This window comes from Micromonospora sp. WMMD1128, from assembly GCF_027497235.1.
Lineage (GTDB): Bacteria > Actinomycetota > Actinomycetes > Mycobacteriales > Micromonosporaceae > Micromonospora.
The window spans coordinates 300,704-326,293 of sequence record NZ_CP114902.1; the positions used below are offsets into that span (position 1 = coordinate 300,704).

Sequence of the window (25,590 nt, forward strand, 5' to 3'; positions counted from 1 at the left end):
AAAAGGCCCCCAGAGGGGCCATTTGATACCAAGATCTCGGAGCCGCGAGCCGCGAGCCGCGAGCCGCGAGCCGCGAGCCGCGAGCCGCGAGCCGCGAGCCGCGAGCCGCGAGCCGCGAGCCGCGAGGATCAGGGGGCTACGGCGGGCCAAGGGAGGGTCAGGTAGCCGTGGCGCCAGGCGGCCGGGCGGTCCTGGACCGGCCAGCCCGACTCCTTGACCGTCGCCACCGTGCGCAGCCAGCGCTGGCGTGGGCCGAACGGGGCGTAGCCGGCGGCGGAGCGCCAGGCGTGCTCCAGCGCGTCGAGCAGGTCGTGCACGCGCTCACCGGGGACGTTGCGGTGGATCAGCGCCTTCGGTAACCGCTCGGCAAGCGACGCCGGGCTCGCCAGCGTGGTCAGCTTCGCGGCCAGGGTGAGCGTGCGCGGGCCGGCGGCGTCGAGCAGCACCCAGGCGCCGAGTCGCCCCAACTCGTCGCAGGTCCCCTCCACCAGCAGCCCGCCTGGCGCCAGCCGGTCGGTGACCGTGCGCCAAGCGTCGGCCACCTCGCCCTCGTCGTACTGGCGCAGCACGTTGAACGCCCGCACCAGCGCGGGACGCAGCCCGGCCAACTCGAAGCCGCCCCGGGCGAACGTGAGGCCGGGCGGGTCGGCGGCCGGCTGGGCGGCGGCCACGCGTACCGGATCGATCTCCAGGCCGACCACCCGCACGTCCGGGCGGACCCGGGTGGCGAGCCGGGCCCGCAGCTCGACCGCGGTGACCGGGGTGGCGCCGTACCCCAGATCCACCACGAGCGGGTCGGCGGCGGCGCGGAGCGGATCGCCGCCGACCGCGGCGATCCAGTTGTCCACCCGCCGGAGCCGGTTCGGGTTCGTCGTGCCCCGGGTGACGACGCCGAGCGGCCGTTCCATCAGAATTTCCGGTGCACCTTGTGCTGGGCGGCCTGGGCCAGCGGACGGACCACGAGCTGGTCCACGTTGACGTGGTGCGGGCGGGTGGCGCACCAGGCGACGCAGTCGGCCACGTCGTCGGCGACCAGCGGCTCGGCCACCCCGGCATAGACCGCCTCGGCGCGGTCGGCGTCACCGCCGAAGCGGACCAGGCCGAACTCCTCGGTCCGCACCATGCCGGGGTCGATCTCGACCACCCGGACCGGCCGCCCGGACAGTTCCAGCCGGAGCGTGCCGGCGATCGCGGTCTGCGCGTGCTTGGCCGCCGTGTAGCCGCCGCCACCCTCGTAGACGACGTGACCGGCGGTCGAGCTGACGATCACCACGGTCCCCGCGCCGGAGCGCTCCAGCGCGGGGAGCAGCGCCTTGGTGACCCGCAGCGTGCCGAGCACGTTGACGTCGTACATCCACTGCCAGTCGCCCACGTCGGCGGTCTCGACCGGGTCCACGCCGCGGGCCCCGCCGGCGTTGTTCACCAGCAGGGTGACCGGCCCGGGCGCGGCGTCCGCCGCGGCGGCCAGGCCGGCGACGGACCCGTCCGAGGTCACGTCGCAGGCCACCGCGGTGGCCGCGCCGCCGGCCGCCTCGATCTCCGCGACGAGCGCGGCCAACCGGTCGGTACGCCGCGCGGCGGCGAGCACGTGGAAACCCTCGGCGGCCAGCCGGCGGGCGGTGGCCGCGCCGATCCCGCTCGATGCTCCGGTGACGATGGCAACAGAGGTCATCCGGCCATTCTCTCCCGCCGCCCCGGCCCGTGCCGCGATGAGGTCCGTCACGCCCGGGAGCCCGCGTCAGGTATTTCCGAACCCCGATGGGGAAGATGACATCCGGCGTACGGGTTGACCGAGAAGCGCCGGTCGTGCGGGACGGCATCAACCGTGACAGAGGGAGCGGACGTGGCGGAGTTGCACACCGGTGTCGGTCGTCAGCGTGGTGCGTTGCCGTGGCCCCGGCCCCGCCGTATCGCCACTCTCTCGGTGCACACCTCGCCGCTGCACCAACCCGGCACCGGTGACGCGGGCGGCATGAACGTCTACATCCTGGAGGTCGCCCGCCGGTTGGCCGCGGCCGACGTCGAGGTGGAGATCTTCACCCGGGCTACCTCCGGCGACCTGCCTCCGGTGGTGGAGATGGCCCCCGGGGTGACCGTCCGGCACGTCACGGCCGGGCCGCTGGAGGGGCTGACCAAGGAGGAACTGCCGGGTCAGCTCTGTGCCTTCACCGCAGGCGTGCTGCGCGCCGAGGCGGCCCGCCCACCGGGTCACTACGACCTGATCCACTCGCACTACTGGCTCTCCGGGCAGGTGGGTTGGCTGGCGAAGGAGCGGTGGGGCGTTCCGCTGGCGCACACCGCGCACACCCTCGCCAAGGTCAAGAACGCCCGGCTCGCCGTCGGGGACCGGCCCGAGCCGAAAGCCCGGGTGATCGGCGAGGAGCAGGTGGTCGCCGAGGCGGACCGCCTGATCGCCAACACCCGGGTCGAGGCCCGCGACCTGCTCGACCGGTACGCGGCCGACCCCGACCGGGTGGCCGTGGTGGAGCCGGGCGTGGACCTGGACCGGTTCCGCCCCGCCCCGGGCGACCGGGAGGCCGTGGCCCGCGCCGCCCGCCGCCGTCTCGGCCTGCCGGTGGACGGGTACGTGGTCGCGTTCGTCGGCCGGATCCAGCCACTCAAGGCCCCGGACGTGCTGATCCGCGCGATCGCCGCGCTGCGGGAACGGGAGCCCGCGCTCGCCCGCGAGCTGACCGTGGTGATCTGCGGCGGTCCGAGTGGCAGCGGGCTGGACCGGCCCACCGCGCTGATCGAGCTGTCCCACTCGCTCGGCGTGGCCGACCGGGTGCGTTTCCTGCCGCCGCGGATCGGCGAGGACCTGCCCGCCCTCTACCGGGCCGCCGACCTGGTCGCCGTACCGTCGCACAACGAGTCGTTCGGGCTGGTCGCGCTGGAGGCCCAGGCGTGTGGCACGCCGGTGCTGGCCGCCGCCGTGGGCGGCCTCGTCACCGCGGTACGCGACGGCGTCAGCGGGATGCTCATCGACGGGCACGACCCGGTCGACTGGGCGCGTGCCCTGGCCCGCCTGCTGCCCGAGCGGAGGCGTCGGGCCGCACTGGCCCGCGGGGCGGAGCGGCACGCCCGCGACTTCTCCTGGGACCGGACCGTCTCCGGCCTGCTCACGGTCTACGGGGAGGCGATCACCGAGCACCGGGCCCGGCTGGCCGGCCGGCTCGGCGATCCGGCCCTCGCCTGCTCCTGGTGACCGCGCCGCCACCCGGCGACCGCCGCCCGGCGACCGTAGAGTGGGTGCGATGAGCCGCACGAGTGAGGTCGCCGCCCTGATCGAGGCCGTCTGCGCGGAGCGCGAGCTGGAGTGGGAGTCGACCGGCGAGACGTCGTACGCGGTGACCCTGCCGGGCACGCACAAGCTCAAGACGATCTGCAACCTGATCGTCGGCGAGCACGCGCTGCGGATCGAGGCGTTCGTGATGCGCCAGCCCGACGAGCGCCGCGAGGAGCTGTGGGCCTGGCTGCTCCAACGCAACGCGCGGATGTACGGCGTCTCGTTCTCCATCGATGCGGTCGGCGACGTCTACCTGACCGGCCGGGTCAACCTGGCCGGCGTCGACGCGGACGAGCTGGACCGTCTGTTCGGCTCCGTGCTCACCTACGCCGACGAGTCGTTCGACAGCATGCTGGAGATCGGGTTCGGCACCGCCATCCGCCGGGAGTGGGAGTGGCGGGTCAAGCGGGGCGAGTCGACCGCCAACCTGGCCGCGTTCGCCCACCTCTTCGAGCCCTCGGCCCCGGCCGGTTCGGCCGCCGGAGGTTCGGAGCCCTCCTGACGGGTATGCCGCACCGCGCGGTGCGGAGCACTGGGACCCACCGCGGGCCGAGGACGGACTGTCGAGGAGCGTGTCCCATGGCTCAGCGCAACAGCTCAGGTCGCGGCGCGACCGCGACCCGCACCAAGCGGCAAACCGGTAACCGGACCCCGAACACCCCGATGGTGTCGGAGTCCGAGATCTCCCGGATGAAGGTCGACGACATCCGGGGCCAGCTCCGCCGTCGTGGGGTCTCCGGGACCTCCACGCTGCGCAAGCCGGAGCTGGTGAAGACACTCGCGCGGACCATGCGCGCGGAGGGGCGTGGCGGCGCGGCCCGGCGGAGCACCGGCCCGGCCGGCCGGCCCTCAGCCACCCGCAGGGCAGGCGCCGCGAAGAAGACCACCGCGGCGAGGAAGAGCACCACGGCGTCGCGCCGCGCGGCGACGCCGGCCAAGTCCGCCCCGGCCGCCCGGGCGACCGGGGCCAGGGCCAAGGCGACGGGTACGCGCAAGGCGGCGCCCGCTCGCGCGAAGGCGACGTCGTCGCGGGCGAAGGCGGCCCCGGCGCGGAAGGCGGCGTCGGCTCGTGCGCAGGCCGCGCCGACGCGCGGGCCCGCGTCCAGTAGGTCGATCGGGTCCTCGCAGCTCATCATGTCGCTCGCCGATCGTCCGGAGCGTCCCGGTCGCAGCCTGGTGACCCGCAACCACGAGGTGATCCAGCGTTGGGCCCGGGCCCGGGGCGCGAAGCCGGCCACCATCGCCGGCACGGAGCGGGGCGACCGGCCCGGGGTGCTGACCTTCAACATTCCGGGTTACCGGGAGAGCAGCCGGATCCGGGAAATCGCCTGGGACGACTGGTTCCGGACATTCGACTCGCGGCGGCTGAACCTGATCTATCAGGAGCAGATGCGGGACGGCCGGCAGAGCAACTTCTTCCGCACGGAGAACCCGAATCGCGAGGACGGTTGAGGGTTTACGGGAATGGTCGCCGGGAACTCCGTGTTGGCGATGGTCGGAGGCCGGAGCAGGGACGGGCGGATTTCCGACATCGGTGCTGTGACGGGTAAGACAGCGATGCGGGTTGAATCCGGAATCTGCGCGAACTAGCTTTATTGCACCGCGTTGCGCTTGTTTTCGTTCGGGGGAGCGGCGGATCGATCAGATCCGCGCAAGCGATGCGCGATGATCGGGTGGAGCACACCGTTGGGGGACGGTGCCGCCCGTGGAAACCGGCGGCGCGAGCGGGCGACGCTTACGGGGGTGAGTGTCGCCCGCCGCCGCCGGGCGTACGGTCAGAGCGCCCATCCCGACGGGGGTCGGGATGGGCGCTCTGCCGTTGTTCAGCGGCGGACCTTCTCCGGCTCCCGGGCGGCGGCCCGCAACGCGGCGACCCGGCGTTCCCGAGGGCCGCCGGCGAGCAGGTGCCCGGCCGCGGCGCACAGGCCCAGCCCGCCCACCACCAGCCAGTGCCGCTCGCCGAGATGCTCCAGGCTGAGGCCGCCGAGCGCGGGCGCCACGAAGGACGCCGCCGGGAACGTCAGGTAGAAGACCGACTGGTAGCGGGCCCGCAGTCGGGGCGGGGCCAGGTCGGCGTTGATCTGGGCGTTCGGCGGGGCGGCGAGCATCTGCCCGACCGTCCAGACCACGGCCGCGCCGAGATACAGCGGCAGCCCGTCGGCGACTGTCAACGTGCCGAACCCGAGCGCCATCAGCCCGGTGGAGACGGCCAGCACGGTCGAGGAGCGGTGCGCCTCGATCAGCCGGGGCACGAACAACTGCCCGACCACGATCAGCGCCCCGCCGAGCGCCACCACCAGCCCGTACGCGCTCGGGCGCAGTCCGTCCGCGCGCATCGCCAGCGGCATGATCGTCGACGTCTGCATGGTCAGCACGGCCAGCAGGAAGGTCAGCCCGACGAACGCGAGGAAGGTGCGGTCGGTGAGCGCGGTGTGCAGCCCGGGTCGCCGGCCCGTCACGGCCCGCGGGGTCACCGCCTGGCGGGCCAACGTCTCGGGCACCGTGAGCGCGATGACCACGGCCGCGGCCAGCGTGGCCCCGGCATCCACCAGGAACAGCGCCAGGAAGCTCGCCTCGGCGAGCACACCGGCCAGCAGCGACGCCACCGCCATGCCCAGGTTGAACGCCCAGAACTGGAGGTTGAACGCCCGGGATCGGGCCGCCTGCGGCACCACGTCCACGATCGCGGCCACGAACGCCGGACCCGGCATCGAGTGCGCCACCCCGACGAGCGCGGCCAGCACGGCGATCACCGCCAGGTGCCGGCTGAACGCCAGCGCCGCCATCAGCCCGGCCGCGGCCAGGTGGGCGGCGAGCAGCGTGGCCCGCCGGCCCCACCGGTCGGCCAGGACACCGCCGAGCAGCGTGCCGGCCGCGCCGCCGATGCCGTACGCGCCGACGACCAGCCCGGCCAGCGACGGGGAGGCGTCCCGCGCGGAGGTGAGATAGAGCGACAGGAACAGCAGCGCGAACGCGCCGGCCCGGTTGATCAGCAGCCCGGTCCAGAGGTACCAGAAGGTGGCGGGCAGTCCACCGGCCGTGTCGTCCCACCAGCGCCGCAGGCCGTGCACCAGTCCTCCAGGAAGGTTTCCTTACCGATACGCCCAGGTACCGTACCCAGCGGCGTACTCAGGAACCGACCTGGACCGGCGCGGCGGGTGACGTGGCCGCGGCCTCGGCCGCCTCGGGCGCCGGGGTGCGGGCCAGGGTGACCGGCGCGACGGCCGTCCCGGCGGCGCGGAGCCGGGTGGCGCGGCGCTCCCGGGCCGGGCCGGAGACCAGGTGCGCGACCGCCGCCACGGCGCCGATCCCGGCGCAGGCCAGCCAGAGCGCGGTGTTACCGGCCTGCTCCCGGAGCAGGCCGCCGAGGATCGGCGCGCTGGCGCCGGCGAGCTGCCAGGAGAGCGAGAAGACGCCCTGGTAGCGACCGCGCAGCGCGGCCGGCGACAACTCCGCGATCAGGGTGGCGTTGGAGGGCGAGTTGAGCATCTCGCCGAGCGTCCAGATCAGCACCGTGAGCCCGTAGAGCCAGACCGTGTCGGCGAGTGCGGTGAGCCCGAACCCGACGCCCATGATCAGTGCGGCGAGCGCCAGTACGTGCGACCGGCTCCGGCCGGCGATGAGCCGGGGCACGAAGAGCTGCCCGATCACGATGAGCACGCCGTTGAGCGCGATCACCGAGCCGTAGGTGGCGGGGCTGAGCCCGGAGTCGGCCATGGCGATCGGGAGCATCGAGATGTGCTGGAGGAAGACGAGCGCGGCGAACAGGTTGAGCGCCACGAAACCGAGGAAGACCCGGTCGCGCAGGATGGTGCGCAGCGCACCCGCCGGGGCCGGCTGGCTCCTGCCGACCGGACCGGCCGGCGCGGTCCGGGTCTCGCCCACCCGGGTGAAGATGATCAGCGCGGTGACGAGCATGGTGGTCGCGTCCACCAGGAAGAGCAGCAGGTAACCGGCCTCGGCGGCGAGTCCGGCCAGGACCGCGGCGCAGGCGAAGCCGAGGTTGATCGCCCAGTAGTTGAGCGAGAACGCGCGGAGCCGGTCCTTCTCCGGCACCACGTCGATCATCATCGCGCCGAAGGCCGGGCGGGCCGCCTCCGCGAACATGCCGAGCAGCAGCGCGCCCACCGCCACCGCCCAGAGCGGCCGGGCCAGGCCGAGCGCGACCATCATGGTGGCGGCGCCGAGGTGCGCGGTGAGCAGCGTGGGCCGCCGGCCCCAGCGGTCGGTCAGGGTGCCGCCGACGGTGGTGCCAACGGCGCCGCCGGCGCCCCAGAGCCCGATCACCAGACCGGCCTGCGCGGCCGAGAAGCCCCGCTGCTGGGTCAGGTAGATGGCGAGGAAGACCAGGACGAACGAGCCGAGCCGGTTGATCAGGGTGCCGGTCCAGAGGTACCAGAAGGAACGCGGCAACCCGCCCGCCGTGTCCCGGAACCAACCCCGCACCGTCCGCATCCCCGTGCCCCCGAATGGTAATGACCGATCTATCTCAGATGCCTTACAACCTAGTCCCGCGCCGGAACGCCGGTCATCCGCATTTCCACGTGGTGGTCGTCACCACAGGTCCCCGCGTGTCCGCCCGGCCGGTACGGCAGGATGATCCGCATGACTGCGAGCGAAGGACCCACCGTCGGGACGCTGGTCCTGCTGCGGCACGGCGAGAGCGACTGGAACGCCAAGAACCTCTTCACCGGGTGGGTCGACGTCGACCTGACCGCCAAGGGCGAGACCGAGGCGCGGCGTGGCGGCGAGCTGCTCCGCGAGCACGACCTGCTGCCGGACGTGGTGCACACGAGCGTGATGCGCCGGGCGATCCGCACCGCCGAGCTGGCGCTGAACGCCGCCGACCGGCACTGGATCGCGGTACGCCGGTCGTGGCGGCTCAACGAGCGCCACTACGGCGCCCTCCAGGGCAAGAACAAGAAGCAGACCCTGGACGAGTACGGCGAGGAGCAGTTCATGCTCTGGCGCCGGTCGTACGACACGCCGCCGCCGCCGATCGACGACAACGACGAGTGGTCGCAGGTCGGCGACCCCCGGTACGCGCTGCTGCCGACCGAGCTGATGCCGCGCACCGAGTGCCTGAAGGACGTCGTCGAGCGGATGCTGCCCTACTGGTACGACTCGATCGTGCCGGACATCCTGGCCGGTCGGACGGTGCTGGTGGCCGCGCACGGCAACTCGCTGCGCGCGTTGGTCAAGCACCTCGACCAGATCTCCGACGAGGCGATCGCCAAGCTGAACATCCCCACCGGCATCCCGCTGCGCTACGACCTGGACGCCGACCTGCGTCCGCAGGTGCTCGGCGGCACCTACCTCGACCCCGAGGCCGCCAAGGCAGCCGCCGCCGCGGTAGCCAACCAGGGCCGCTGATGTAAGGCGGGGGCCCCTTTTAACGCCTCTGGTAGAGGAAGGGGCCCTTCTTAACACTCCCCTGTTAAGAAGGGCCCCTTCCTTGCTCCTCGGTGGTCAGGCCGACGGGGCGCCGGTGATCAGGTAGACCACGTGCTCGCCGGCGTTCACCGCGTGGTCGGCGAAGCGCTCGTAGAAGCGGCCCAGCAGGGTCGCGTCGATCGCCGTCTCCACCCCGTACGGCCAGTCGTCGCCGAGCAGCACGCCGAACAGACTCTTGTGCAGGTCGTCCATGGCGTCGTCGTCCCGGTCCAGCTCGGCGGCGACATCGGCGTCGGGCTTGGCCAGCACCGCGCCGATCTTCTCGGCCATCCGGTCGGCGATGCCGGCCATGTCGGTGAAGACCGGCCGCAGCTCGGCCGGCACCGCCGGGGAGGGGTGCCGGCGCAGCGCCGTCTTGGCCACGTGGTCGGCCAGGTCACCCATCCGCTCCAGGTCGGCGGCCACGTGCAGAGCGGTGATCATGGCTCGCAGGTCGGAGGCGACCGGGGCCTGCCGGGCCAGCAGGTCGCAGACCCGCTCCTCCACGTGCCGGTAGAGCTCGTCGATCTCGGCGTCCCGCGCGATCACCGTCTCGGCCGCGCCGCGGTCGGCGGTGAGAAGCGCCTTGGTGGCCTGCCGCATGGCCGCGCGCACCGCCTCGGCCATGTCCACCAGCAGTTGGCTGACAATCTGCAGGTCGGCCCGGAACTCGTCGCGCATCGTCACTTCCTGGGGTCGGGGGCCGCGGCCCGAGGCGGGTACGGCGTGAGCAGGTGCGCGCCCCACGGTAGGCCGGACGGCCGGCACCAGGGTGAACGCGGATGAACGACGCGGGACCCATGGGTGAACATTCTCGGAAGCGAGAGTGATTCGTCCCTTTGTGCCCGTTCCTTGGGTTAACAATGACCCTACGATCGCCGGGTGGAATGGGCAGTGGCCATCGCGGTGGCCGTGGCGTTGGTGGCCGGACTGGTCGCCGGATCGACGCTGTCCGGTTCCGTGACGGAATGGCGGCGCCGGTGGGCGTCGCGGGGCGGCGGGACCTCCCGCCGTGACGCAGGGAGGCCGACGATTCCGGACGAAGCGCAGGGGGGCCTCTCCGGGCTCGGCCGCAAGACGATCGACTCGCTTCGAGCCGGCGTGGTGGTGCTCGACGCGGACGACACGCCGGTGCTGGTGAACCCGGCGGCCCGGGCGATGGGCCTGCTCCGGGCCGGGGCGACACCCGGGTCGATCGCGGCGCACCCGTTGATCCGTACCCTCGCCGGGCAGGTCCGGCGCACGGGCGTGCGTCGCGAGATCGAGCTCGACCTGCCGCGGGGTCGCGACAGCGCCGGCGACAACCCGCTCGGCGTGCACCTGCGGGCCATGGGGCTGGGCGCCGGCTACATCTCGATCGAGGCGGTCGACGTCACCGAGTCGCACCGCCTGGCCCGGGTGCGCCGGGACTTCGTGGCGAACGTGAGCCACGAGCTGAAGACCCCGATCGGCGCCCTCCAACTGCTGGCCGAGGCGCTCGTCGACGCCACCGAGCCGGCCGGCGACGGCGCGCCCGACCTGTCCGAGGACCTGGTCGCCGCGCGGCGGTTCGCCGAACGGATCCAGCACGAGTCGACCCGGCTCGGCCGGTTGGTGCAGGAGTTGCTGGAACTCACCCGGCTCCAGGGCGCCGAGCCGCAGCCGGCGCCCGAACCGGTCTCCGTGGACTGGGTGCTCGCGGAGGTGATCGACCGGACCCGCACCCCGGCCACCGCCCGCCGGGTGGAGATCGTCGTGGGCGGGCAGCGGGGCCTGACCGTGTACGGGAGCGACAGCCAACTCGCCACGGCGGTGGCGAACCTGGTGGAGAACGCGGTCAACTACTCGGCCGAGGACACCACGGTCCGGATGACCGTGCGGGGCACCGACGAGCACGTCGAGATCGCGGTCGCCGACCAGGGCATCGGCATCGCCCCGAACGAGGTCGACCGGATCTTCGAGCGCTTCTACCGCGCCGACCAGGCCCGATCGCGCTCGACCGGCGGCACCGGCCTGGGACTGGCCATCGTCAAACACATCGCCAGCAACCATGGCGGCCGGGTGGATGTGTCGAGCACTCTTGGTGGGGGTTCGACGTTCACCCTCCGGCTGCCTGCCCGCCCCCCGGACGACCTGGAGGCGACACTCGCCTCCGCTGGGATCGAGGCCGGCCCGGCCGAGCTCCGGCAGGTCTGACCACAGGAAAGGAACACCCGTTGAGCCGCGTACTGGTGGTCGAGGACGAAGAGTCGTTCTCCGACGCCCTGTCCTACATGCTCCGCAAGGAGGGGTTCGAGGTCTCCGTCGCGGCGACGGGCACCTCCGCCCTCACCGAGTTCGACCGGACCGGCGCGGACATCGTGCTGCTCGACCTGATGCTGCCGGAGATGTCGGGCACCGAGGTCTGCCGTCAGCTCCGCCAGCGGTCGCACGTACCGATCATCATGGTCACCGCCCGGGACAGCGAGATCGACAAGGTGGTCGGCCTGGAGATCGGCGCCGACGACTACGTGACGAAGCCCTACTCGCCGCGTGAGCTGGTCGCCCGGATCCGGGCGGTGCTGCGCCGGCAGACCGCCGAGGCCAACGAGACGGGAGCGCCGACGCTTGCCGCCGGCCCGGTTCGGATGGACATCGAGCGCCACGTGGTGACCGTGGACGGGGCCGGCGTGCAACTGCCGCTCAAGGAGTTCGAGCTGCTGGAGCTGCTGCTGCGCAACGCCGGCCGGGTGCTCACCCGAGGGCAGCTCATCGACCGCGTCTGGGGGGCCGACTACGTGGGCGACACCAAGACGCTCGACGTGCACGTGAAGCGGTTGCGGTCGAAGATCGAGCCGGAGCCGTCCACGCCGCGCTACATCGTCACGGTGCGGGGTCTGGGCTACAAGTTCGAGCCGTGACCGCCCCGGCGGGCGTGGGTCTGCCCCGGGCAGATGCCCGTCTCGTGGGCGCGCCGGATTCCGTCCTTTCGTCGGGGGGGTCGAGCGACGAAGCCCGCCGGTCCGGATCTCCACGGGCGCGCGGATGGGAAGTGCGTTGATCATGAAGTTGGCGGTGCCGGGGAGCGCTCTCCCGGCGGTCAACTTCATGATCAACTGGACGAGGTGGGGATCCATAGCGCTCCACTCGCGGCCTTGACAGCGCGCGGGTGGAGCGTCATGGACGTCTGCAGCGCGTGGAGACACCTCTGGCGTTCCGGTCGTGGGCGTGGTGGCGCCTGGGTGGAACGGTGTGGGTGTCTTCGTGTGCGGGTGGGTGGGGTGTCGGGTTCGGGGGTGGTGGGTGGCACTCTGGCGGCGGAATCGTCGCGGGGGTGGGGGCGTTGTAACCCGGTGAACGACCGAGGAAGGCCGGCGCGCCCATGCCGCGCGGCCGACCCTGCCCCCGGGAATGACGGTGGGTAGCCGGTCGTTACACAGTCACTCCGGCCCACCCGCGTTGAGGCCCCGCCCCGCGAAGGCCGCCGGAACCCCCGAACTTTGAGCGCCTGACGGTGCTCGCCCGCGCGCCGACCACCCCCGCTCGGCGTGTGTGTCGACCCCCGGAATGGAGCCCCCCATGAACACGATTCTGCGTAAGAGTGTCCTGGGTATCGCTGGTCTGGCGTTCACCGGTGGTGTGTTCGCCGGTCCGATCGCCGCTCACGCCGACACCCCCCACACCGCCAAGCCCGCCGCCGCCGCGGCCGTGGCGCAGGCCGAGGGCAAGCAGTCGACCATCACGCTCAACGGTGAGCAGACCGCCAACGTCAAGGCGATCATCGCCGCGACGAAGAAGGCGGGCCTGCCCGAGCGGGCGGCGGTCATCTCCATCGCCACCAGCTTGCAGGAGTCGAAGCTGGAGAACCTGGGCCACCTGGGCGACACCAACGACCACGACTCCCTGGGTCTGTTCCAGCAGCGCCCGTCGAGCGGTTGGGGTAGCCCGGAGCAGATCACCGACCCCGAATACTCGACGCTGGCGTTCCTGAAGGGCCTGAAGCAGGTCGACGGCTGGCAGGACATGCCCCTGACCAAGGCCGCCCAGACCGTCCAGGTGAGCGCCTACCCCGACGCCTACGCCCAGTGGGAGAACCAGGCCACCGACCTCGTCACCAAGCACTGGAACAAGTAAGCACGCACGAAGGCCGGCACCCGCAACAACGGGTGCCGGCCTTTCAGCGTACGACCTTGACGTTGAACAACGGGGTGCCCAGTCGGCCGTAGAGACGCAGCCAGATCGGCATCAGCATCTCGGTGCCCCGTGCCGTGGTGATGTCGCCAAGGTCGATCACGTCGGTGTGGCCGAAGCTGATGAGCAGCTCGGCGACCGTCTTCTTGGCCTCGGCGTCGTCGCCGGACACGAAGACGCTGTGGTCCCCGCCGCCGAGTTGCCGGGGGTGTGTCATCAGGTCGGCGGTGAGCGTGTTGAGCGCCTTCACCACCCGGGTACGGGGAAACGTCCGCTGGATCCGTTCGGCGAGTGAGTCGTCGTTGAGCACCGACAGGGTGGGCGGAAAGCCCCGGCTGAAGTCGAGCGGATTGGCGATGTCGAGCAGGACCTTGCCGGCCAGGTTCTCCGCGCCCGCCGCGTGGAGTGTGGGGAGGGAGCCGTCGCCGCTTGTTGCGTTCACCACCAGGTCGGCGCCGGCGGTGGCGTCGGCGTGGACGGCGAGGGCGACTCCGGGGTGGCCGGTGGCCCAGTCGCCCCAGTCTGCGTCCCGGGTGGCGGCGACGTCACGGGTGCCGACGACGACTTCGTGGCCCAGTTCGGTCGTGCGAGCGGCGATCGCCCGTCCGACCACGCCGGTGCCCAGCACTGCGATACGCATGTGGAATCCGTCCTCCGATATTGCGCGACGCCGATGCGTCGCTCGGTGCGACCGAGACTAACAGACAGGTCTGTCTACTTGAAGGGTGTGAACAGATAGGCTTCGACCGACACCGAGGAGGACCCATGGCCCGCACTCCCGCCGGCGCCGCCCGGGAGCGCATCCTGGCGACCGCGTTCCGGCTGTTCTACACGTACGGGCCGCGTGGCGTCGGGGTGGATACGGTGATCGCCGAGTCCGGCGTCGCGAAGGCGACGCTCTACAAGCACTTCCCGAGCAAGGACGACCTCGTCCTAGCGTACCTGGAGAAGGTCGACCGGGCCTGGTCCGGCGCGTTGCGGGACGCGGCCCGGGCGGCCGGCGACGATCCCCGGGCCCAGCTCGTCGGGATGTTCGACGCGCTCACCGGGGCCTGCCGTCGGGAGGGCTATCACGGCTGCGCGTTCATCAACACCGCGGCCGAGTCGCCCGCTGGCGGCCCGGTGCACGCCCGTACGGTCGAGCACAAGAACGCGGTGCGGGCCTGGGTGACCGACCTGGCCCGGCAGGCCGGGGCGGCCGAGCCGGAGCTGTTGGCCCGGCAGCTCACCCTGGTGCTCGACGGCGGTCTTGCCGGGGGTGTGCTCGACGCCGACCCGGCGGTCGCCGAGGCGGCCCGGCGTAGTGCCCAGGCGCTCGTCGACGCGGCGTTCCCCAAGCGTTAAGCGGGGCCCCTTCCTCTACCGGAAGCGTTAATAGGGGCCCCTTCCTTACTCGCTGGCGGGGTGCGGGGCGATCTGGCCCTGACGGTGGCGGGCGGCGCACAGTTCGGCCAGCTTCGCGTACGCAGGCGCACCGATCAGCGCGGTCAGCTCCGGGCCGTAGGAGACGTACATCGGCTCGGCGCCGACGTGCGCGTCGGTGGAGGAGGTGCACCACCAGTCCAGGTCGTGGCCGCCGGCGCCCCAGCCGCGCCGGTCGAACTCGGCCAGCGTGGAGATCAGGACCTTGGTGTTGTCCGGCCGCTTGTGCCACTCCTGGTCGCGGCGGACCGGCAGTTGCCAGCAGACGTCCGGCTTGTATTCCAGCGGGTGCACGCCGTCGCGCAGCGCCTGGGCGTGCAGGGCGCAGCCACCGCCGGCGGGGAAGTCGGCGTCGTTGAGGAACACGCACGGCGCGTCCACCGCCCGGGTGGCGGTGCGCCGGGCCGGCGTCTTGCCGTCAACCGTGTCGTTCTCGGTCCAGTTCTTGAAGCCGCGACGGAAGTGCTGCCAGGTCTCCGGCGTGAGCCGCTTGACCGCAGCCCGGACCCGCTTCTCGTCGTCGGAGTCGGTGAAGAACGCGCCGTGCGAGCAGCACCCGTCGGCGGCCCGCCCGGCGACGATGCCGTGGCAGCCCCGGCCGAAGATGCACGTCCAGCGGGAGAGCAGCCAGGTCAGGTCGGCCCGGACGACGTGCTTCGGGTCGGCCGGGTCGACGAACTCGATCCACTCCCGCGGAAAGTCCAGCCCGACCTCGCGGCTACGCGGGTCGTCCGGGTCGTCCACCAGCACGTGAAGCTCGATCTGCCCTGTCACCCGACCAGCGTACGCGCGGTCACCTCGACCGGCCGGTGAGCCGACGAAACGTGTTGGCCCTAGGGTGCTTCCCATGCGACTGGGTGTCCTCGACGTCGGTTCCAACACGGTGCACCTGTTGGTGGTCGACGCCCACCACGGCGCGCATCCCTGGCCGGCCCACTCGGAGAAGGTGGTGCTGCGGCTGGCCGAGCAGATCGGCCCCGACGGCGCGTTGACCGACGCCGGCGCCGACGGGCTGGTCGAGGCCGTCGGCATGGCGCGGGCGGCGGCGGACGGGCTGGGCGCCGAGGACCTGTTGGCGTTCGCCACGAGCGCGGTCCGCGACGCCACGAACGCCGGCGAGGTGCTGGCCCGGGTCCGCGACGAGACCGGCGTACGTCTGGGGGTGCTCTCCGGCGCGGACGAGGCGCGGATGACGTTCCTCGCGGTGCGGCGGTGGTTCGGTTGGTCCGCCGGGCGGTTGCTGGCGCTCGACATCGGCGGTGGCTCGCTGGAGCTTGCCGCCGGCATCGACGAGCATCCGGACGTGGCGGTCTCGTTGCCGCTCGGCGCGGGCCGGCTCAGCCGGGAGCGGCTGGCGATCGACCCGGCCGGGCTGACGCCGCCACCCGCCCGGGCCGTGGAGGACCTGCGGGAGTACGTGGACGCGCAGCTCGACCCGGTGGTGAAGCAGCTGACCGAGGTGGGCTGGGAGCGTCCGGTGGCCACCTCCAAGACGTTCCGCTCGCTGGCGAGGTTGGCCGGCGCCGCGCCGTCCGGCGCCGGTCTCTGGGCGCGGCGCAGCCTGACCCGCACCGGCTTGCGGCAGGTGCTCGGGTTCGTCCGGCACATTCCGCCGGCTCACCTGCCGGAGCTGGAGGGCGTCAGCGCGCAGCGGGCGCACCAGCTCCTGGCCGGCGCGGTGGTGGCCGAGGCGGTGATGCGCCGGCTCGACGTCGACAGCGTGGACATCTGCCCCTGGGCGTTGCGCGAAGGGGTCATCCTACGCCGGCTGGATCAGCTTGCACCGATGTGATTCGAGCGGTCGCTCTGGGTGATTTTGCGGCTGCTCGTCCCGATGCCTCCTGGCGGGTGCGGCTACCCTAAGGGGTGTGACTTCCCGCGTCCCGGTGCTCCTGTCCACGTCCTCGGTCTTTCCCGAACGGACCGCGGCGGCGTTCCAGCTCGCCTCCGCGCTCGGCTACGACGGCGTCGAGGTGATGGTCTGGACCGACCCGGTGAGCCAGGACGCGGGCGCGCTGCGCGGCCTGTCCGAGCACTACGACATTCCGGTGCTGTCGGTGCACGCGCCCTGCCTGCTGGTCACCCAGCGGGTGTGGAGCCCCGACCCGTGGGAGCGGCTGCGCCGCGCCGCTGAGCTGGCCGAGACGCTGGAGTCGCCGACCGTGGTGGTGCATCCGCCGTTCACCTGGCAGCGTGACTACGCGCGTACGTTCACCGACGGCCTGGACGCCATCGCCGGGCAGTTCGGTGGGCTCCGCTTCGCGGTGGAGAACATGTTCCCGGTGCGGATGGCCGGCCGGCAGTTCGTGCCGTACGTCCCGGGCTGGGACCCGACCGACGCCGGTTACGCCGCCTACACGCTCGACCTGTCGCACTGCGCGGCCTCGCACACGGACGCGCTGGCGATGGCCGACCGGATGGGCAGCCGGCTCGCGCACGTGCACCTGGGCGACGGCACCGGCGAGGGGCGGGACGAGCACCTGGTGCCGGGCCGGGGCGGTCAGCCCTGCGCGGAGCTGCTCCGCTCGCTGGCCGGGCGCGGCTTCACCGGCTCGGTGGCGGTGGAGGTGACCACCCGGGGCGCGAAGAGCCGCGCGGTCCGGGAGGCGGACCTGCGCGAGTCGCTGGCGTTCGCCCGGGCCAACCTGACCGCGCCCTCACCCGTCGACGCCTGACCGCGCCGCCGAGACGCCTGGCCGCGCCGCCGACGGCCGGCGGGCCGGGTGAACACCGCAGCGGTCAGCTGACCGGGGCGAGCGGCTGGGCCGGCACCGCCTGCTCGCCGACCGCGGCACGCTTGCGGGCGCGGTGCGCCGCCACGTGCGAGCGGGTGGCGCACCGCTCGGAGCAGAACCGCCGGCAGCAGTTCGACGAGGTGTCCAGGTAGACGTTGCCGCAGCGCTCGTCCGCGCAGACCCCGAACCGGGCGCTGCCGTACTCGCAGAGCCAGACCGACAGCCCCCAGACCGCCCCGGCCAGGTATTCGGAGGAGACCGAGGCGCCCCGGCTGGTCACGTGCATGTGCCAGTCCGAGGAGTCGTGGCCGGAGATGCGGGGCTGCACCGGGAACGCCTCCAGCAGCGCGTTCAGCTCCGTCACGGCGTCGGCATCCCGGCCCGAGGTGCCGTACTCGAAGACGTCCCGCAGGCGTTTCTGTGCTCGCCGGAAGATGGCGAGGTCCCGCTCCGCGACCTCGTCGCGCATCCAGGCGTTCTCGTCCGGGAAGAGGGCCCGCAGGCCGTCGAGGTCGTCCAGCCGGGCGTTGACGAGCTCGACCCCGGTCCGGGCGTACGCGTCGAAGTTCACGCCCCAACGGTAGACGACTCGGCGCGGACATGGCGCGGTGCGTTTGGCGGGGGCCCTTCTTATCGCCAGGCTGATAACAAGGGCCCCCGCCTAACACGTGCCCGGCGCGGGTGCCGGGGTGGGCGTTAGGCTCGGCCCATGCTCCGTTCCGTCATCCTCGCCGCCTCCCGGTCATCCCAGGTGGAGCGGCTCGTCGCGACGGCCCCGTTCACCCGGGACGTCGTCCGCCGGTTCGTCGCCGGCGCCGGCACCGACGACGCGCTGCGCGCGACCCGCGCACTCGTCGCCGACGGCCAAGCGGTCACCCTCGACTACCTGGGCGAGGACACCACCACCGGTGAGCAGGCGAACGCCACCCGGGACGAATACGTGAAACTGCTGCGCCTGCTCGGTGCCGCCGGGCTCACCCCGGCCGCCGAGGTCAGCGTGAAGCTCTCCGCGCTCGGCCAGATGTTCGACGAGCAGCTCGCGTACGAGAACGTGCGGGCGATCTGCGCGGCGGCCGACGCGGCGGGCACCACGGTCACGCTGGACATGGAAGATCACACCACCACCGACTCGACGCTCGACGTCCTGACCAAGCTGCGCAAGGACCACCCGTCGACGGGCGCGGTGCTCCAGGCGTACCTGCGACGGACCGAGTCGGACTGCCGCGAGCTGGCCTCCGCCGGGTCCCGGGTGCGGCTGTGCAAGGGGGCCTACCGGGAGCCGGAGTCGGTGGCCTACCAGTCCGCCCGCGAGGTGGACAAGTCATACGTGCGCTGCATGAACGTGCTGATGGCGGGCGACGGCTACCCGATGCTCGCCACCCACGACCCGCGCCTGATCGCGATCGGCGAGGACCGGGCGCGCTGGTTCGACCGCGACCCGGGCCGGTTCGAGTTCCAGATGCTCTACGGCATCCGCCCGGACGAGCAGAAGCGTCTGGTCGGCGAGGGCTACACGGTGCGTACCTACGTTCCCTACGGCGACCAGTGGTACGGCTACCTGATGCGCCGACTGGCCGAGCGCCCGGCCAACCTGGCGTTCTTCGGCCGCGCGGTGATGTCGACGACGTGAGTCAGCCGTTCGACCAGGTCCGGGTGCACAGCACGAGGCGGTAGCCGTCCGGGTCGGCGAACGCGATCCCCCACCCGACGGCTCCAGGTCGTGGCGCGGCGTCAGACGCGCCGAGCTGGAGTTGTCGTCGTCCCAGTAGGGGCCGGCGGAGACCCTGGTCCCGCCGGCCCCTTCCAGTCTCGCCACCAGCCCGTCCTCGACCGGCCCGTCCAGGTAGAGCACGAACAGGTCCGCCTCGGTGGGGCGCGGGTCGACGGTCAGCGCCGCGCCGCCCACCAGCTCCAGGTGCCAGCCCGCGCCGGGTCGGCCGAGCATCACCAGGTCGTGTTCGCCCGGGCCGTCGGCCGCGTCCCGGTAGAGCACGTCCAGGCCCAGGCCGTCGGCATAGAACCGTTCGGCTGCGGGCAGGTCGCGGCTGGGCCGGGCGAGGCGTACGTGGGTGTCGGCGGAGATCGGCATGCGGTGATCGTGCGACCTCAGGTCGGGTTGAGGTCAACACTTGACGCTAAAAGCTAATGACATTAGCTTTGCGGCTATGACAGTTAGCCAGGTGTCGCGGGACGGTGGGACGATCGCCTACGAGGTGCACGGCACGGGGCCGCTCGTGGTGCTGTCGCACGGCATGGGGGAGAACCGGGCGGCCTTCCGGCACATGGTGCCGCTGCTGGTGGCGGCCGGCTACCGGGTCGCCGCCGTGGACGTACGCGGCCACGGCGACTCCAGCCCGCGCTGGCCCACGTACGCCCCGGCGGCGGTCGGCAGTGACCTGCTGGCCGTGGTGCGGACGCTGGGTGGCGGGCCGGCCACCCTGGTCGGCAGCTCGTCCAGCGGTGCGGCCGTGGTCTTCGCCGCCGCCGAGGACCCGGCGCTGGTAGGCGGCATCGTGCAGGTCAGCCCGTTCGTCAAGGTGCCGGGGCCGAACCCGCTGATGCGGGCCGCCCAAGCCGCCGTGCTGCGCAGCCCGCGGCTGTTCGGGCTGTTCCACCGCACGCTCTTCCCGTGCGGGCGGCCGGCCGACGACGCCGCGTACCGCAGGGAGATGGTCGCCAAGCTGCGCGGCCGGATGGCCGCGGTGCGCGGCGTGGTCGCGCCGGTGGAGCCGCACTGGACCGCACGGGCACGCGAGGTGCGGCAGCCGGTGCTGATCCTGATGGGTACGAAGGACCCGGACTTCCCCGACCCGGGCGCCGAGGCGCGGGCCGCCCGCCGGCAGTTCGCCGTCGCCGAAGCCCGCATGATCGCCGACTCCGGCCACTATCCGCACGCCGACCAGCCCGACGCCACCGCCGCCGACCTGGTCGAGTTCCTGCGAGCGACCGCGCGTGCCTAGGGCCGGCCTGACTCCGGTGACGGTGGTCCGGGAGGCGGCCGTGCTCGCCGACGAGGTCGGACACGACCGGCTGACCCTGGCCGCGCTGGCCGGCCGGCTCGGCGTCGCGCTGCCCAGCCTCTACAAGCATGTGCGCGGTGCGGACGCCCTGCGTCAGAAGCTCGCCGTGCTGGCCGCCACCGAGATGGCCGACGTGCTGACAAGCGCCGCCGCGGGCCGGGCCGGCGGCGACGCGTTGCGCGCCGTCGCCACCGCCTACCGGGGGTACGCGCACCGGCACCCCGGCCGCTACCCGGCCTCCCAGCGGGCGCCCGACCCGACCGACCCGGAGCACCTGGCCGCCGCCGAACGCGCCGTCGGCGCGATCTTCGCGATCCTGCACGGGTACGGCATCGACGGCGACGCGGCCGTCGACGCGACCCGGATGTTCCGGTCCACCGTGCACGGCTTCGTCACCCTGGAGGCGGCCGGTGGGTTCGGGCTGCCCCGCGACGTCGACCGCTCCTTTGAGCAGATGATCGACGGACTCGACGTCGCATACCGTGGCTGGCGGTCCCGCTGAACGCCGGGCCGTCGTCTCCGGGCGGCACGACGAAGGGCGCGTTGGTGGGGCTCATCTTCCTGCTGGAGTTGGCGCTGCTGGCCGCCGCCGGGTTCTGGGGCTTCACGCTCGACACCGGCTGGCCGGTGCGGCTGCTCGCCGAACTGGGCGCGCCGCTGGCACTCGCCGTGACCTGGGGAGTGTTCTGCTCGCCCCGGGCCGCCGTGCCGCTGCCCGCCCCGGTCAAGCTCGGCATCCAGGCCGCCTGCTTCCTCACCGGCGGCCTGCTGCTCGCCCTTGCCGGCCACCCCGTCCCCGGCACGGTGCTGGTGCTCCTCTGGGCCGTGGACAAGGCCCTCCTGACCCACGCCGGCGCCCCCGTCTGACGCGCGTCCCCGCTCCCGCCGGCTCCCGCCGGCTGCTTCGCGAGCGTTGGCGGCAGATCTTGGTACGAATCCTTCCCCGGAGGGGCGTCCCCGTACCAAGATCTCACCGTCGTCGGTAGATCTTGGAAGCGGAGGGCCCCTCTGGGGGCCATTTTCCTCCAAGTCACCTGGTCTCGTCGGGACGCCGCGCAGGCGTGAAAACGGGCAACCGGCCGCACGGTGGCCTGCTCTCCGGCCGGGTCTCGTGCGAGGAAGCGTGGGCGGTGATCGTTTGGCCATGATCAACACCAGTTCGGTGAAGTGGGGGCATCGCCGGTGGTCGGATACCGCCACATCACCGAACTGGCGTCCGGCCTACCGACGTCTCCCGAGCACCGGGGGCATCAAGACGGCCAAACGGGTGCAAGCTGAGTCTGTTTACCGGTCAGATCTGCCCACGGGGCCTGGGGCAGGGACTACTCGCCGGGCACTTTCCCGGAACGCCCGATTGGTCGTACCCTTCGCCCGTGACCGACGGCGACGAGCAGCCTCCCGGCCGGGCAGCCGACGGCGAGCAGCCTCCCGGCCGGGCAGCCGACGGCGAGCAGCCTCCCGGCCGGGCGGCCGACGGCGAGCAGCCTCTCGGCCGGGCAGCCGACGACGACGAACCCGGCCTCGGCTCGGGTGCGGGCGACGCGCGGCACCAGGGTGAGGGCTCGCCGGTCGACGATGTCGTGGCGACCACCGGTCCGACCAGCCGCTCTGCTCCCACAGCCGCGGACAGCACGGCACGCCCGACTGGGGGCGCTTCCGTCCCGGTGCCGGCGGCCGAGCCCGTCTCCGCGCCGGGCGGTGGTTCCGCCCTACGGTCGGTCGGCAATTCCGCTGTGGAGGCGACGCCGGAGCTGGCCGGACCCGAGCTGGCCGGACCCGAGCTGGCCGGACCCGAGCTGGCCGGACCCGGGCTGGTCGCAAGCAGAGCTGTCACACCGGAGCCGGTCGCATCCGCGCCGACACCGTCCGCGCCGACACCGGTCGCGTCCGCGCCGACCGCGTCGACCGGACCGACCGCGTCGACCGCGTCCGAGCCGAGCACCGTCGTGTTCGCCGTGCCACCTTCGACGTCAGCTCCGCCCGCCGGGGTGCCGCAGGCAGCCGTACCCGCGCCGACCCCGGCGGCGGGGAAGCGGCGGCGGTGGCCGTTGTGGACGGCGCTCGGGCTGGTGCTCGGGCTGGTCGCGGGCGCGGTTCCCGGCGTACTCCTTCGGGAGCCGGACGCGGCCGGGCGGCCGGCGGCGGGCGCGGCGGACCGGGGTACGGCGGCGCAGCGGCAGCTCGCCGAGCGGATGGTCGGGCAGCTCGACCGGCAGGCCGGGGCACTGCTCGGCGGTGACCGGGCCGGCTTCCTCGCGGTGGCGGAGCCGGCCGCCCGGCCGGCGCTGACCCGGCGGTACGCGGCGTTGCGCGCGCTGCGGGTCACGGTGTGGCGTCCGGCGGCGGACGGGGTGCCGGTGGCGGTGGACGGGCGGCCCGGGGAGTGGCGGCTCACGGTGACGGTGGGCTACTGCTTCGTGGAGCCCGGCTGCGCGCCGAGCACGGCGGGGATGGGCACGCGGTGGCGGCTGGTGGGTGAGCAGCCGCGGCTGCTCGCCGTGGAGCGGTCCTTGACGGACCCGGCGGGCGTGCGTCCATGGGAGGTGAGCGAGCTGGCCGTGGCGGTCGGGAAGCGGGCGCTTGTGGCCACCACGCCGGCCCAGCGGGCGAAGCTGCCCGGGCTGCTCGGGCAGGCCGAGGCCGCCGCCCGGACCGCCGACCGGTACGCGGTGGGCCCGCCGCCGGACCGGTACCTGGTCTACTACGCCGGCAAGGCTGAGTGGAAGCGCTGGTACGGCGGTGGCCGCCCGAAGTGGACCGCCGGTTACGCGGTCGGCGTCGGGGGTGGACGGCACGACGTGGTGCTCAACGCGCAGAGCCTCTCCCCGGCCGGCGTCGACGACCTGCTCCGGCACGAGTTGACCCACGCCGCCTCGCTGCCCGAGCAGGGGTACGCGGACCACGCGGACTGGTGGCTGGTGGAGGGACTGGCGGAGTACGCCGGCGCCGACGGGCAGCCGGTCGACCGCTACGAGGGGCTGGCCGAGGTGCGCAAGCTGATCCGCGGCGGATGGTCCGGCCGGCTCGACTCGGTGGCCCCGGACGACGACGCGACCGACGACCGGGTCGGCGGCGCGTACGGCCTCGGCTATCTGGCCGTTCGTCACCTGGTCGACAGGTACGGCGAGCAGCGGGTGCTGGACTTCTTCCGGGCGGTGGTGCACAAGCGCCGGTCCCCGGCGGAGGCCGCCGACGAGGTCTTCGGCGACCCGTGGCCGGAGCTGCACGACGACTGCGTCGCGTACGCCCGGGCGGTCGCCGGCTGAGCACCGACGCGACGGGTCGCTGCGACGCCGACGGGTCGTAGCATGGGCCGGGTGGCCCGCACCCTCTCGCCGCGGCTGCCCGCGGCCCGCCGCCCCCGTCTCGTCACCGCACTCCTCGCCGTCGTCGCGCTGACCGGCACCACGGCCGCCAGTTGCGGCGACGACGACCCGGCGGTCACCGTCGCCCCGGTGGGTCGCGCGCTGGTCACCGAGGTCATCGACGCGCCCGCCACGGTGACCGCGCGGGCCGCCGCGACGCTCACCGCTCCCGCCGACGGCACCCTCGCCGCCCTGCGCGTCCAACCCGGCCAGCGGGTCACCAAGGGGCAGGTGCTCGCCGTGGTCGACTCGCCGGCCGCGCGGGACCGCCTGGCCCAGGCGCGGGACGCGCTGCGCGCGGCGAAGCGGGCCGGCCGGGGTGTCGGCGCCGGCGACCTGGGCGGCCACCGCCGCGGCACCGACCGGGCCGCCGACGAGGCGTTCGCCGCCGCCCGCGCCGCCGCCGGCAAGGTCGGCGACCCGCGGGTACGCGCCGCGTTGCTGCTCCAGGTCGAGTCGGCGCAGCGGCAGTACGTCTCGGCCGCCCGCGCCGCCGACCGCGCGGTCACCGCCGTGCAGCGCGGCGTGGCGGGCCTGAACAGCGCCGTCAGCGCGCTGTCGGCCGCGCAGCGACTTCAGGCCCAGCAGGCGTACGACCTGGCGAAGGCGACTGTCGATGCGCCGACGCTGCGGGCCCCGATCGCCGGTGTGGTGCAGCCGGGTGGCACCCGGGCGGCGGCGCCGACCGACCTGGCCGGGCTGTTCGGCGCGACCGGTGGCGCGTCGGTGCCCGGCCTCGACCCGTCGGCGGTGGGCGGGGCCGGTTCGGGCGGCCCGCCGGCCGGCGTCGACGACGCGGTGCCGGCCGGTGGCCGGGTCACCGCCGGCACGCCTGTGCTCACCGTGGTGGACACCGGCCGGCTGGGCCTGCTCGCCGAGGTGGACGAGACCGACGTGCTGCTGGTCCGCGCCGGGGTGCCCGCCTCGGTCGAGCTGGACGCGGTGACCGGCGCGACGTACGACGCGACCGTGCGTTCGGTGGACGTGCTCCCCACCAGCTCGGCCCGGGGCGGGGTCACCTACCGGGTCCGGCTCGACCTGGGCGCCGGCCGGCTCGGCGAGGCGGAGGCCGCACCCGTGCCCCGCCCCGGCATGAACGCGGTGGTGCGGCTGCGGGTGCGGGAGGCGGCCGACGCGGTGGCGGTGCCGGCCTCGGCGGTCTTCTCCGCGGACGGGCGGGACGCGGTCTGGGTGCTGCGCGACGGCCGGGCGGACCGGGTCCCGGTGACCGTCGGCGTGCAGGGGCCGGACCTGGTGCAGATCGTGGACGGGGTGCGGGCCGGCGACCGGGTGGTGGTGCGCGGCGCCGACCAGGTCCGCGACGGCCAGGAACTGCCGTGACGGTCGCCGCGATCGAGGCGGTCGACGTGTCGCGCACGTACGAGCTGGACGGGGTGTCGGTGTCCGCGCTGCGCGGCGTGTCGCTCACCATCGACCAGGGCGAGTACGTGGCGGTGATCGGCCCGTCTGGTTCGGGCAAGTCCACGCTCATGCACCTGCTCGGCGGGTTGGACCGGCCCAGCGGCGGCAAGCTGGTGATCGGCGGCCGGGACGTCGCCACGCTCACCGCGCCCGAGTTGGCGACGCTGCGCAACGAGACGATCGGTTTCGTCTTCCAGGCGTTCCACCTGCTGGCCCGGACGTCCGCGGTGGACAACGTCGCGCTGCCGCTCGTCTATCGGGGCGTCGGGGCGCGGCAGCGGCGGGAACGGGCGGCGGCGATGCTCGGGCGGGTCGGGTTGGGGCACCGCCTGCACCACCGTCCCAACCAGCTCTCCGGCGGCGAGCAGCAACGGGTGGCGATCGCCCGTGCGCTTGTCACCGAGCCGGCGGTGCTGCTGGCCGACGAGCCCACCGGCAACCTGGACAGCGCCACCGGCGAGGCGGTGCTGGAGCTGTTGGAGCGACTGAACGCCGAGTCCGGGGTGGCCCTGGTGATGGTGACCCACGACCAGGAGGTGGCGGCTCGCGCGCGCCGGCGGATCGCCGTCCGGGACGGGCTGATCAGGTCGGACACCGGTCATGATCGACCGGCGTCGGGCGACGTCGGCGGACCTGCGACACTTGGTCGCGCTCCCAGCGCGGAGCCCCGGTCCGCGTCCGGAAGCGGTCCGGGGCACCCGTCCGGTGGCCCCGGTGGCGCCGCCGGGGCCACCGGACGCCTTCCGCGCGACGCCGGA

Annotated in this window: 24 protein-coding genes and 2 pseudogenes; 17 read left to right on the top strand and 9 right to left on the bottom strand. The window is 73.4% G+C overall.

Annotated elements, in window-relative coordinates:
• Nucleotides 1-128: 128 nt before the first annotated feature.
• Together O7602_RS01485 and O7602_RS01490 are read right to left on the bottom strand one after the other, a co-directional pair.
• Nucleotides 129-908, bottom strand: coding sequence for a class I SAM-dependent methyltransferase (locus O7602_RS01485; protein ID WP_281586460.1), 780 nt, complete (start codon nt 906-908; stop codon nt 129-131).
• The gene (locus O7602_RS01490) at nt 908-1,672 is read right to left on the bottom strand and encodes an SDR family oxidoreductase (RefSeq protein WP_281586461.1); all 765 of its coding nucleotides are present in this window, start codon (nt 1,670-1,672) and stop codon (nt 908-910) included. Before O7602_RS01490 ends, O7602_RS01485 begins: the two co-directional genes overlap by 1 nt.
• A gap of 171 nt (nt 1,673-1,843) precedes the next feature.
• On the opposite strand from O7602_RS01490, the gene mshA reads away from it, so the two are divergent.
• The 3 genes from mshA to O7602_RS01505 all read left to right on the top strand — a co-directional run bounded on the left by mshA (nt 1,844) and on the right by O7602_RS01505 (nt 4,738).
• The gene (mshA, locus tag O7602_RS01495) at nt 1,844-3,205 is read left to right on the top strand and encodes a D-inositol-3-phosphate glycosyltransferase (protein WP_281586462.1); all 1,362 of its coding nucleotides are present in this window, start codon (nt 1,844-1,846) and stop codon (nt 3,203-3,205) included.
• Between the two features lie 49 nt (nt 3,206-3,254).
• The gene (locus O7602_RS01500; RefSeq protein ID WP_281586463.1) at nt 3,255-3,788 is read left to right on the top strand and encodes a YbjN domain-containing protein; all 534 of its coding nucleotides are present in this window, start codon (nt 3,255-3,257) and stop codon (nt 3,786-3,788) included.
• A gap of 77 nt (nt 3,789-3,865) precedes the next feature.
• A complete protein-coding gene (locus tag O7602_RS01505) occupies nt 3,866-4,738 on the top strand; it encodes a hypothetical protein (RefSeq protein WP_281586464.1) in 873 nt (290 codons plus the stop codon).
• A 371-nt stretch (nt 4,739-5,109) separates the two neighbouring features.
• Here the strand turns inward: O7602_RS01505 and O7602_RS01510 are convergent, their stop codons facing one another.
• Together O7602_RS01510 and O7602_RS01515 are read right to left on the bottom strand one after the other, a co-directional pair.
• The gene (locus tag O7602_RS01510) at nt 5,110-6,357 is read right to left on the bottom strand and encodes an MFS transporter (RefSeq protein WP_281586465.1); all 1,248 of its coding nucleotides are present in this window, start codon (nt 6,355-6,357) and stop codon (nt 5,110-5,112) included.
• Between the two features lie 58 nt (nt 6,358-6,415).
• Nucleotides 6,416-7,741, bottom strand: coding sequence for an MFS transporter (locus O7602_RS01515; protein ID WP_281586466.1), 1,326 nt, complete (start codon nt 7,739-7,741; stop codon nt 6,416-6,418).
• Nucleotides 7,742-7,891: 150 nt separating this feature from the next.
• Here O7602_RS01515 and O7602_RS01520 point away from each other — a divergent pair, with 150 nt between their 5' ends.
• The gene (locus tag O7602_RS01520; protein WP_181570547.1) at nt 7,892-8,659 is read left to right on the top strand and encodes a phosphoglyceromutase; all 768 of its coding nucleotides are present in this window, start codon (nt 7,892-7,894) and stop codon (nt 8,657-8,659) included.
• A 96-nt stretch (nt 8,660-8,755) separates the two neighbouring features.
• Here the strand turns inward: O7602_RS01520 and phoU are convergent, their stop codons facing one another.
• Nucleotides 8,756-9,400, bottom strand: coding sequence for a phosphate signaling complex protein PhoU (gene phoU / locus O7602_RS01525; RefSeq protein ID WP_281586467.1), 645 nt, complete (start codon nt 9,398-9,400; stop codon nt 8,756-8,758).
• 279 nt (nt 9,401-9,679) lie between these two features.
• On the opposite strand from phoU, the gene O7602_RS01530 reads away from it, so the two are divergent.
• From O7602_RS01530 to O7602_RS01540, 3 genes are all read left to right on the top strand, one after another.
• A complete protein-coding gene (locus O7602_RS01530; RefSeq protein WP_281590058.1) occupies nt 9,680-10,894 on the top strand; it encodes an ATP-binding protein in 1,215 nt (404 codons plus the stop codon).
• A gap of 20 nt (nt 10,895-10,914) precedes the next feature.
• Nucleotides 10,915-11,598 (top strand): response regulator transcription factor, encoded by a 684-nt coding sequence (locus O7602_RS01535; protein ID WP_281586468.1) that lies wholly within the window; start codon nt 10,915-10,917, stop codon nt 11,596-11,598.
• Between the two features lie 658 nt (nt 11,599-12,256).
• Complete coding sequence (locus O7602_RS01540) at nt 12,257-12,811, top strand: hypothetical protein (protein WP_281586469.1); 555 nt, start codon at nt 12,257-12,259, stop codon at nt 12,809-12,811.
• A gap of 43 nt (nt 12,812-12,854) precedes the next feature.
• Here the strand turns inward: O7602_RS01540 and O7602_RS01545 are convergent, their stop codons facing one another.
• Nucleotides 12,855-13,508: an NAD(P)-binding domain-containing protein gene (locus O7602_RS01545; protein ID WP_281586470.1), complete on the bottom strand. Its 654-nt coding sequence runs from the start codon at nt 13,506-13,508 to the stop codon at nt 12,855-12,857.
• Between the two features lie 125 nt (nt 13,509-13,633).
• Here O7602_RS01545 and O7602_RS01550 point away from each other — a divergent pair, with 125 nt between their 5' ends.
• Nucleotides 13,634-14,212 carry a TetR/AcrR family transcriptional regulator gene (locus O7602_RS01550; RefSeq protein WP_281586471.1) on the top strand — a complete coding sequence of 193 codons (579 nt, stop codon included), beginning with the start codon at nt 13,634-13,636 and terminating at the stop codon, nt 14,210-14,212.
• A 45-nt stretch (nt 14,213-14,257) separates the two neighbouring features.
• Here O7602_RS01550 and O7602_RS01555 read toward each other — a convergent pair whose 3' ends face one another.
• A complete protein-coding gene (locus O7602_RS01555; RefSeq protein ID WP_281586472.1) occupies nt 14,258-15,064 on the bottom strand; it encodes a hypothetical protein in 807 nt (268 codons plus the stop codon).
• 73 nt (nt 15,065-15,137) lie between these two features.
• On the opposite strand from O7602_RS01555, the gene O7602_RS01560 reads away from it, so the two are divergent.
• Together O7602_RS01560 and O7602_RS01565 are read left to right on the top strand one after the other, a co-directional pair.
• Nucleotides 15,138-16,082, top strand: a complete 945-nt coding sequence (locus O7602_RS01560; protein ID WP_281586473.1) for a Ppx/GppA phosphatase family protein — start codon at nt 15,138-15,140, stop codon at nt 16,080-16,082.
• Between the two features lie 76 nt (nt 16,083-16,158).
• Nucleotides 16,159-16,965: a sugar phosphate isomerase/epimerase gene (locus O7602_RS01565; protein ID WP_281586474.1), complete on the top strand. Its 807-nt coding sequence runs from the start codon at nt 16,159-16,161 to the stop codon at nt 16,963-16,965.
• Nucleotides 16,966-17,029: 64 nt separating this feature from the next.
• On the opposite strand, the gene O7602_RS01570 is transcribed toward O7602_RS01565, so the two are convergent.
• On the bottom strand, nt 17,030-17,596 hold the full coding sequence (locus O7602_RS01570) for a CGNR zinc finger domain-containing protein (protein ID WP_281586475.1): 567 nt from the start codon (nt 17,594-17,596) through the stop codon (nt 17,030-17,032).
• A 138-nt stretch (nt 17,597-17,734) separates the two neighbouring features.
• On the opposite strand from O7602_RS01570, the gene O7602_RS01575 reads away from it, so the two are divergent.
• Nucleotides 17,735-18,655 (top strand): proline dehydrogenase family protein, encoded by a 921-nt coding sequence (locus tag O7602_RS01575; RefSeq protein WP_281586476.1) that lies wholly within the window; start codon nt 17,735-17,737, stop codon nt 18,653-18,655.
• Nucleotide 18,656: 1 nt separating this feature from the next.
• Here the strand turns inward: O7602_RS01575 and O7602_RS30940 are convergent.
• Nucleotides 18,657-19,114 (bottom strand): annotated as a pseudogene (locus tag O7602_RS30940) (VOC family protein).
• Between the two features lie 76 nt (nt 19,115-19,190).
• Between O7602_RS30940 and O7602_RS01580 the strand changes: the two are divergent.
• From O7602_RS01580 to O7602_RS01605, 6 genes and pseudogenes are all read left to right on the top strand, one after another.
• Nucleotides 19,191-19,985, top strand: coding sequence for an alpha/beta hydrolase (locus O7602_RS01580; RefSeq protein ID WP_281586477.1), 795 nt, complete (start codon nt 19,191-19,193; stop codon nt 19,983-19,985).
• A complete protein-coding gene (locus O7602_RS01585) occupies nt 19,978-20,547 on the top strand; it encodes a TetR/AcrR family transcriptional regulator (RefSeq protein ID WP_281586478.1) in 570 nt (189 codons plus the stop codon). The genes O7602_RS01580 and O7602_RS01585 overlap by 8 nt, the downstream gene beginning before the upstream one ends.
• Before the next feature lie 44 nt (nt 20,548-20,591).
• Nucleotides 20,592-20,912, top strand: a complete 321-nt coding sequence (locus O7602_RS01590) for a YrdB family protein (protein ID WP_281586479.1) — start codon at nt 20,592-20,594, stop codon at nt 20,910-20,912.
• Nucleotides 20,913-21,418: 506 nt separating this feature from the next.
• Nucleotides 21,419-23,311 (top strand): hypothetical protein, encoded by a 1,893-nt coding sequence (locus tag O7602_RS01595; RefSeq protein WP_281586480.1) that lies wholly within the window; start codon nt 21,419-21,421, stop codon nt 23,309-23,311.
• A 42-nt stretch (nt 23,312-23,353) separates the two neighbouring features.
• Nucleotides 23,354-24,751: an HlyD family efflux transporter periplasmic adaptor subunit gene (locus tag O7602_RS01600; RefSeq protein ID WP_281586481.1), complete on the top strand. Its 1,398-nt coding sequence runs from the start codon at nt 23,354-23,356 to the stop codon at nt 24,749-24,751.
• A pseudogene (locus tag O7602_RS01605) lies at nt 24,748-25,572 on the top strand (ABC transporter ATP-binding protein); the annotation flags it as partial. The gene O7602_RS01600 and the pseudogene O7602_RS01605, both read left to right, overlap by 4 nt.
• Nucleotides 25,573-25,590: the final 18 nt, after the last annotated feature.

Bases quoted from the DNA above. Each gene is read 5' to 3' on its own strand.
- O7602_RS01485 (WP_281586460.1), bottom strand. From the start codon at position 908: ATGGAACGGCCGCTCGGCGTCGTCACCCGGGGCACGACGAACCCGAAC.
- O7602_RS01490 (WP_281586461.1), bottom strand. From the start codon at position 1,672: ATGACCTCTGTTGCCATCGTCACCGGAGCATCGAGCGGGATCGGCGCG.
- O7602_RS01500 (WP_281586463.1), top strand. From the start codon at position 3,255: ATGAGCCGCACGAGTGAGGTCGCCGCCCTGATCGAGGCCGTCTGCGCG.
- O7602_RS01505 (WP_281586464.1), top strand. From the start codon at position 3,866: ATGGCTCAGCGCAACAGCTCAGGTCGCGGCGCGACCGCGACCCGCACC.
- O7602_RS01515 (WP_281586466.1), bottom strand. From the start codon at position 7,741: ATGCGGACGGTGCGGGGTTGGTTCCGGGACACGGCGGGCGGGTTGCCG.
- O7602_RS01520 (WP_181570547.1), top strand. From the start codon at position 7,892: ATGACTGCGAGCGAAGGACCCACCGTCGGGACGCTGGTCCTGCTGCGG.
- phoU (WP_281586467.1), bottom strand. From the start codon at position 9,400: ATGCGCGACGAGTTCCGGGCCGACCTGCAGATTGTCAGCCAACTGCTG.
- O7602_RS01540 (WP_281586469.1), top strand. From the start codon at position 12,257: ATGAACACGATTCTGCGTAAGAGTGTCCTGGGTATCGCTGGTCTGGCG.
- O7602_RS01545 (WP_281586470.1), bottom strand. From the start codon at position 13,508: ATGCGTATCGCAGTGCTGGGCACCGGCGTGGTCGGACGGGCGATCGCC.
- O7602_RS01550 (WP_281586471.1), top strand. From the start codon at position 13,634: ATGGCCCGCACTCCCGCCGGCGCCGCCCGGGAGCGCATCCTGGCGACC.
- O7602_RS01560 (WP_281586473.1), top strand. From the start codon at position 15,138: ATGCGACTGGGTGTCCTCGACGTCGGTTCCAACACGGTGCACCTGTTG.
- O7602_RS01575 (WP_281586476.1), top strand. From the start codon at position 17,735: ATGCTCCGTTCCGTCATCCTCGCCGCCTCCCGGTCATCCCAGGTGGAG.
- O7602_RS01580 (WP_281586477.1), top strand. From the start codon at position 19,191: ATGACAGTTAGCCAGGTGTCGCGGGACGGTGGGACGATCGCCTACGAG.
- O7602_RS01600 (WP_281586481.1), top strand. From the start codon at position 23,354: ATGGGCCGGGTGGCCCGCACCCTCTCGCCGCGGCTGCCCGCGGCCCGC.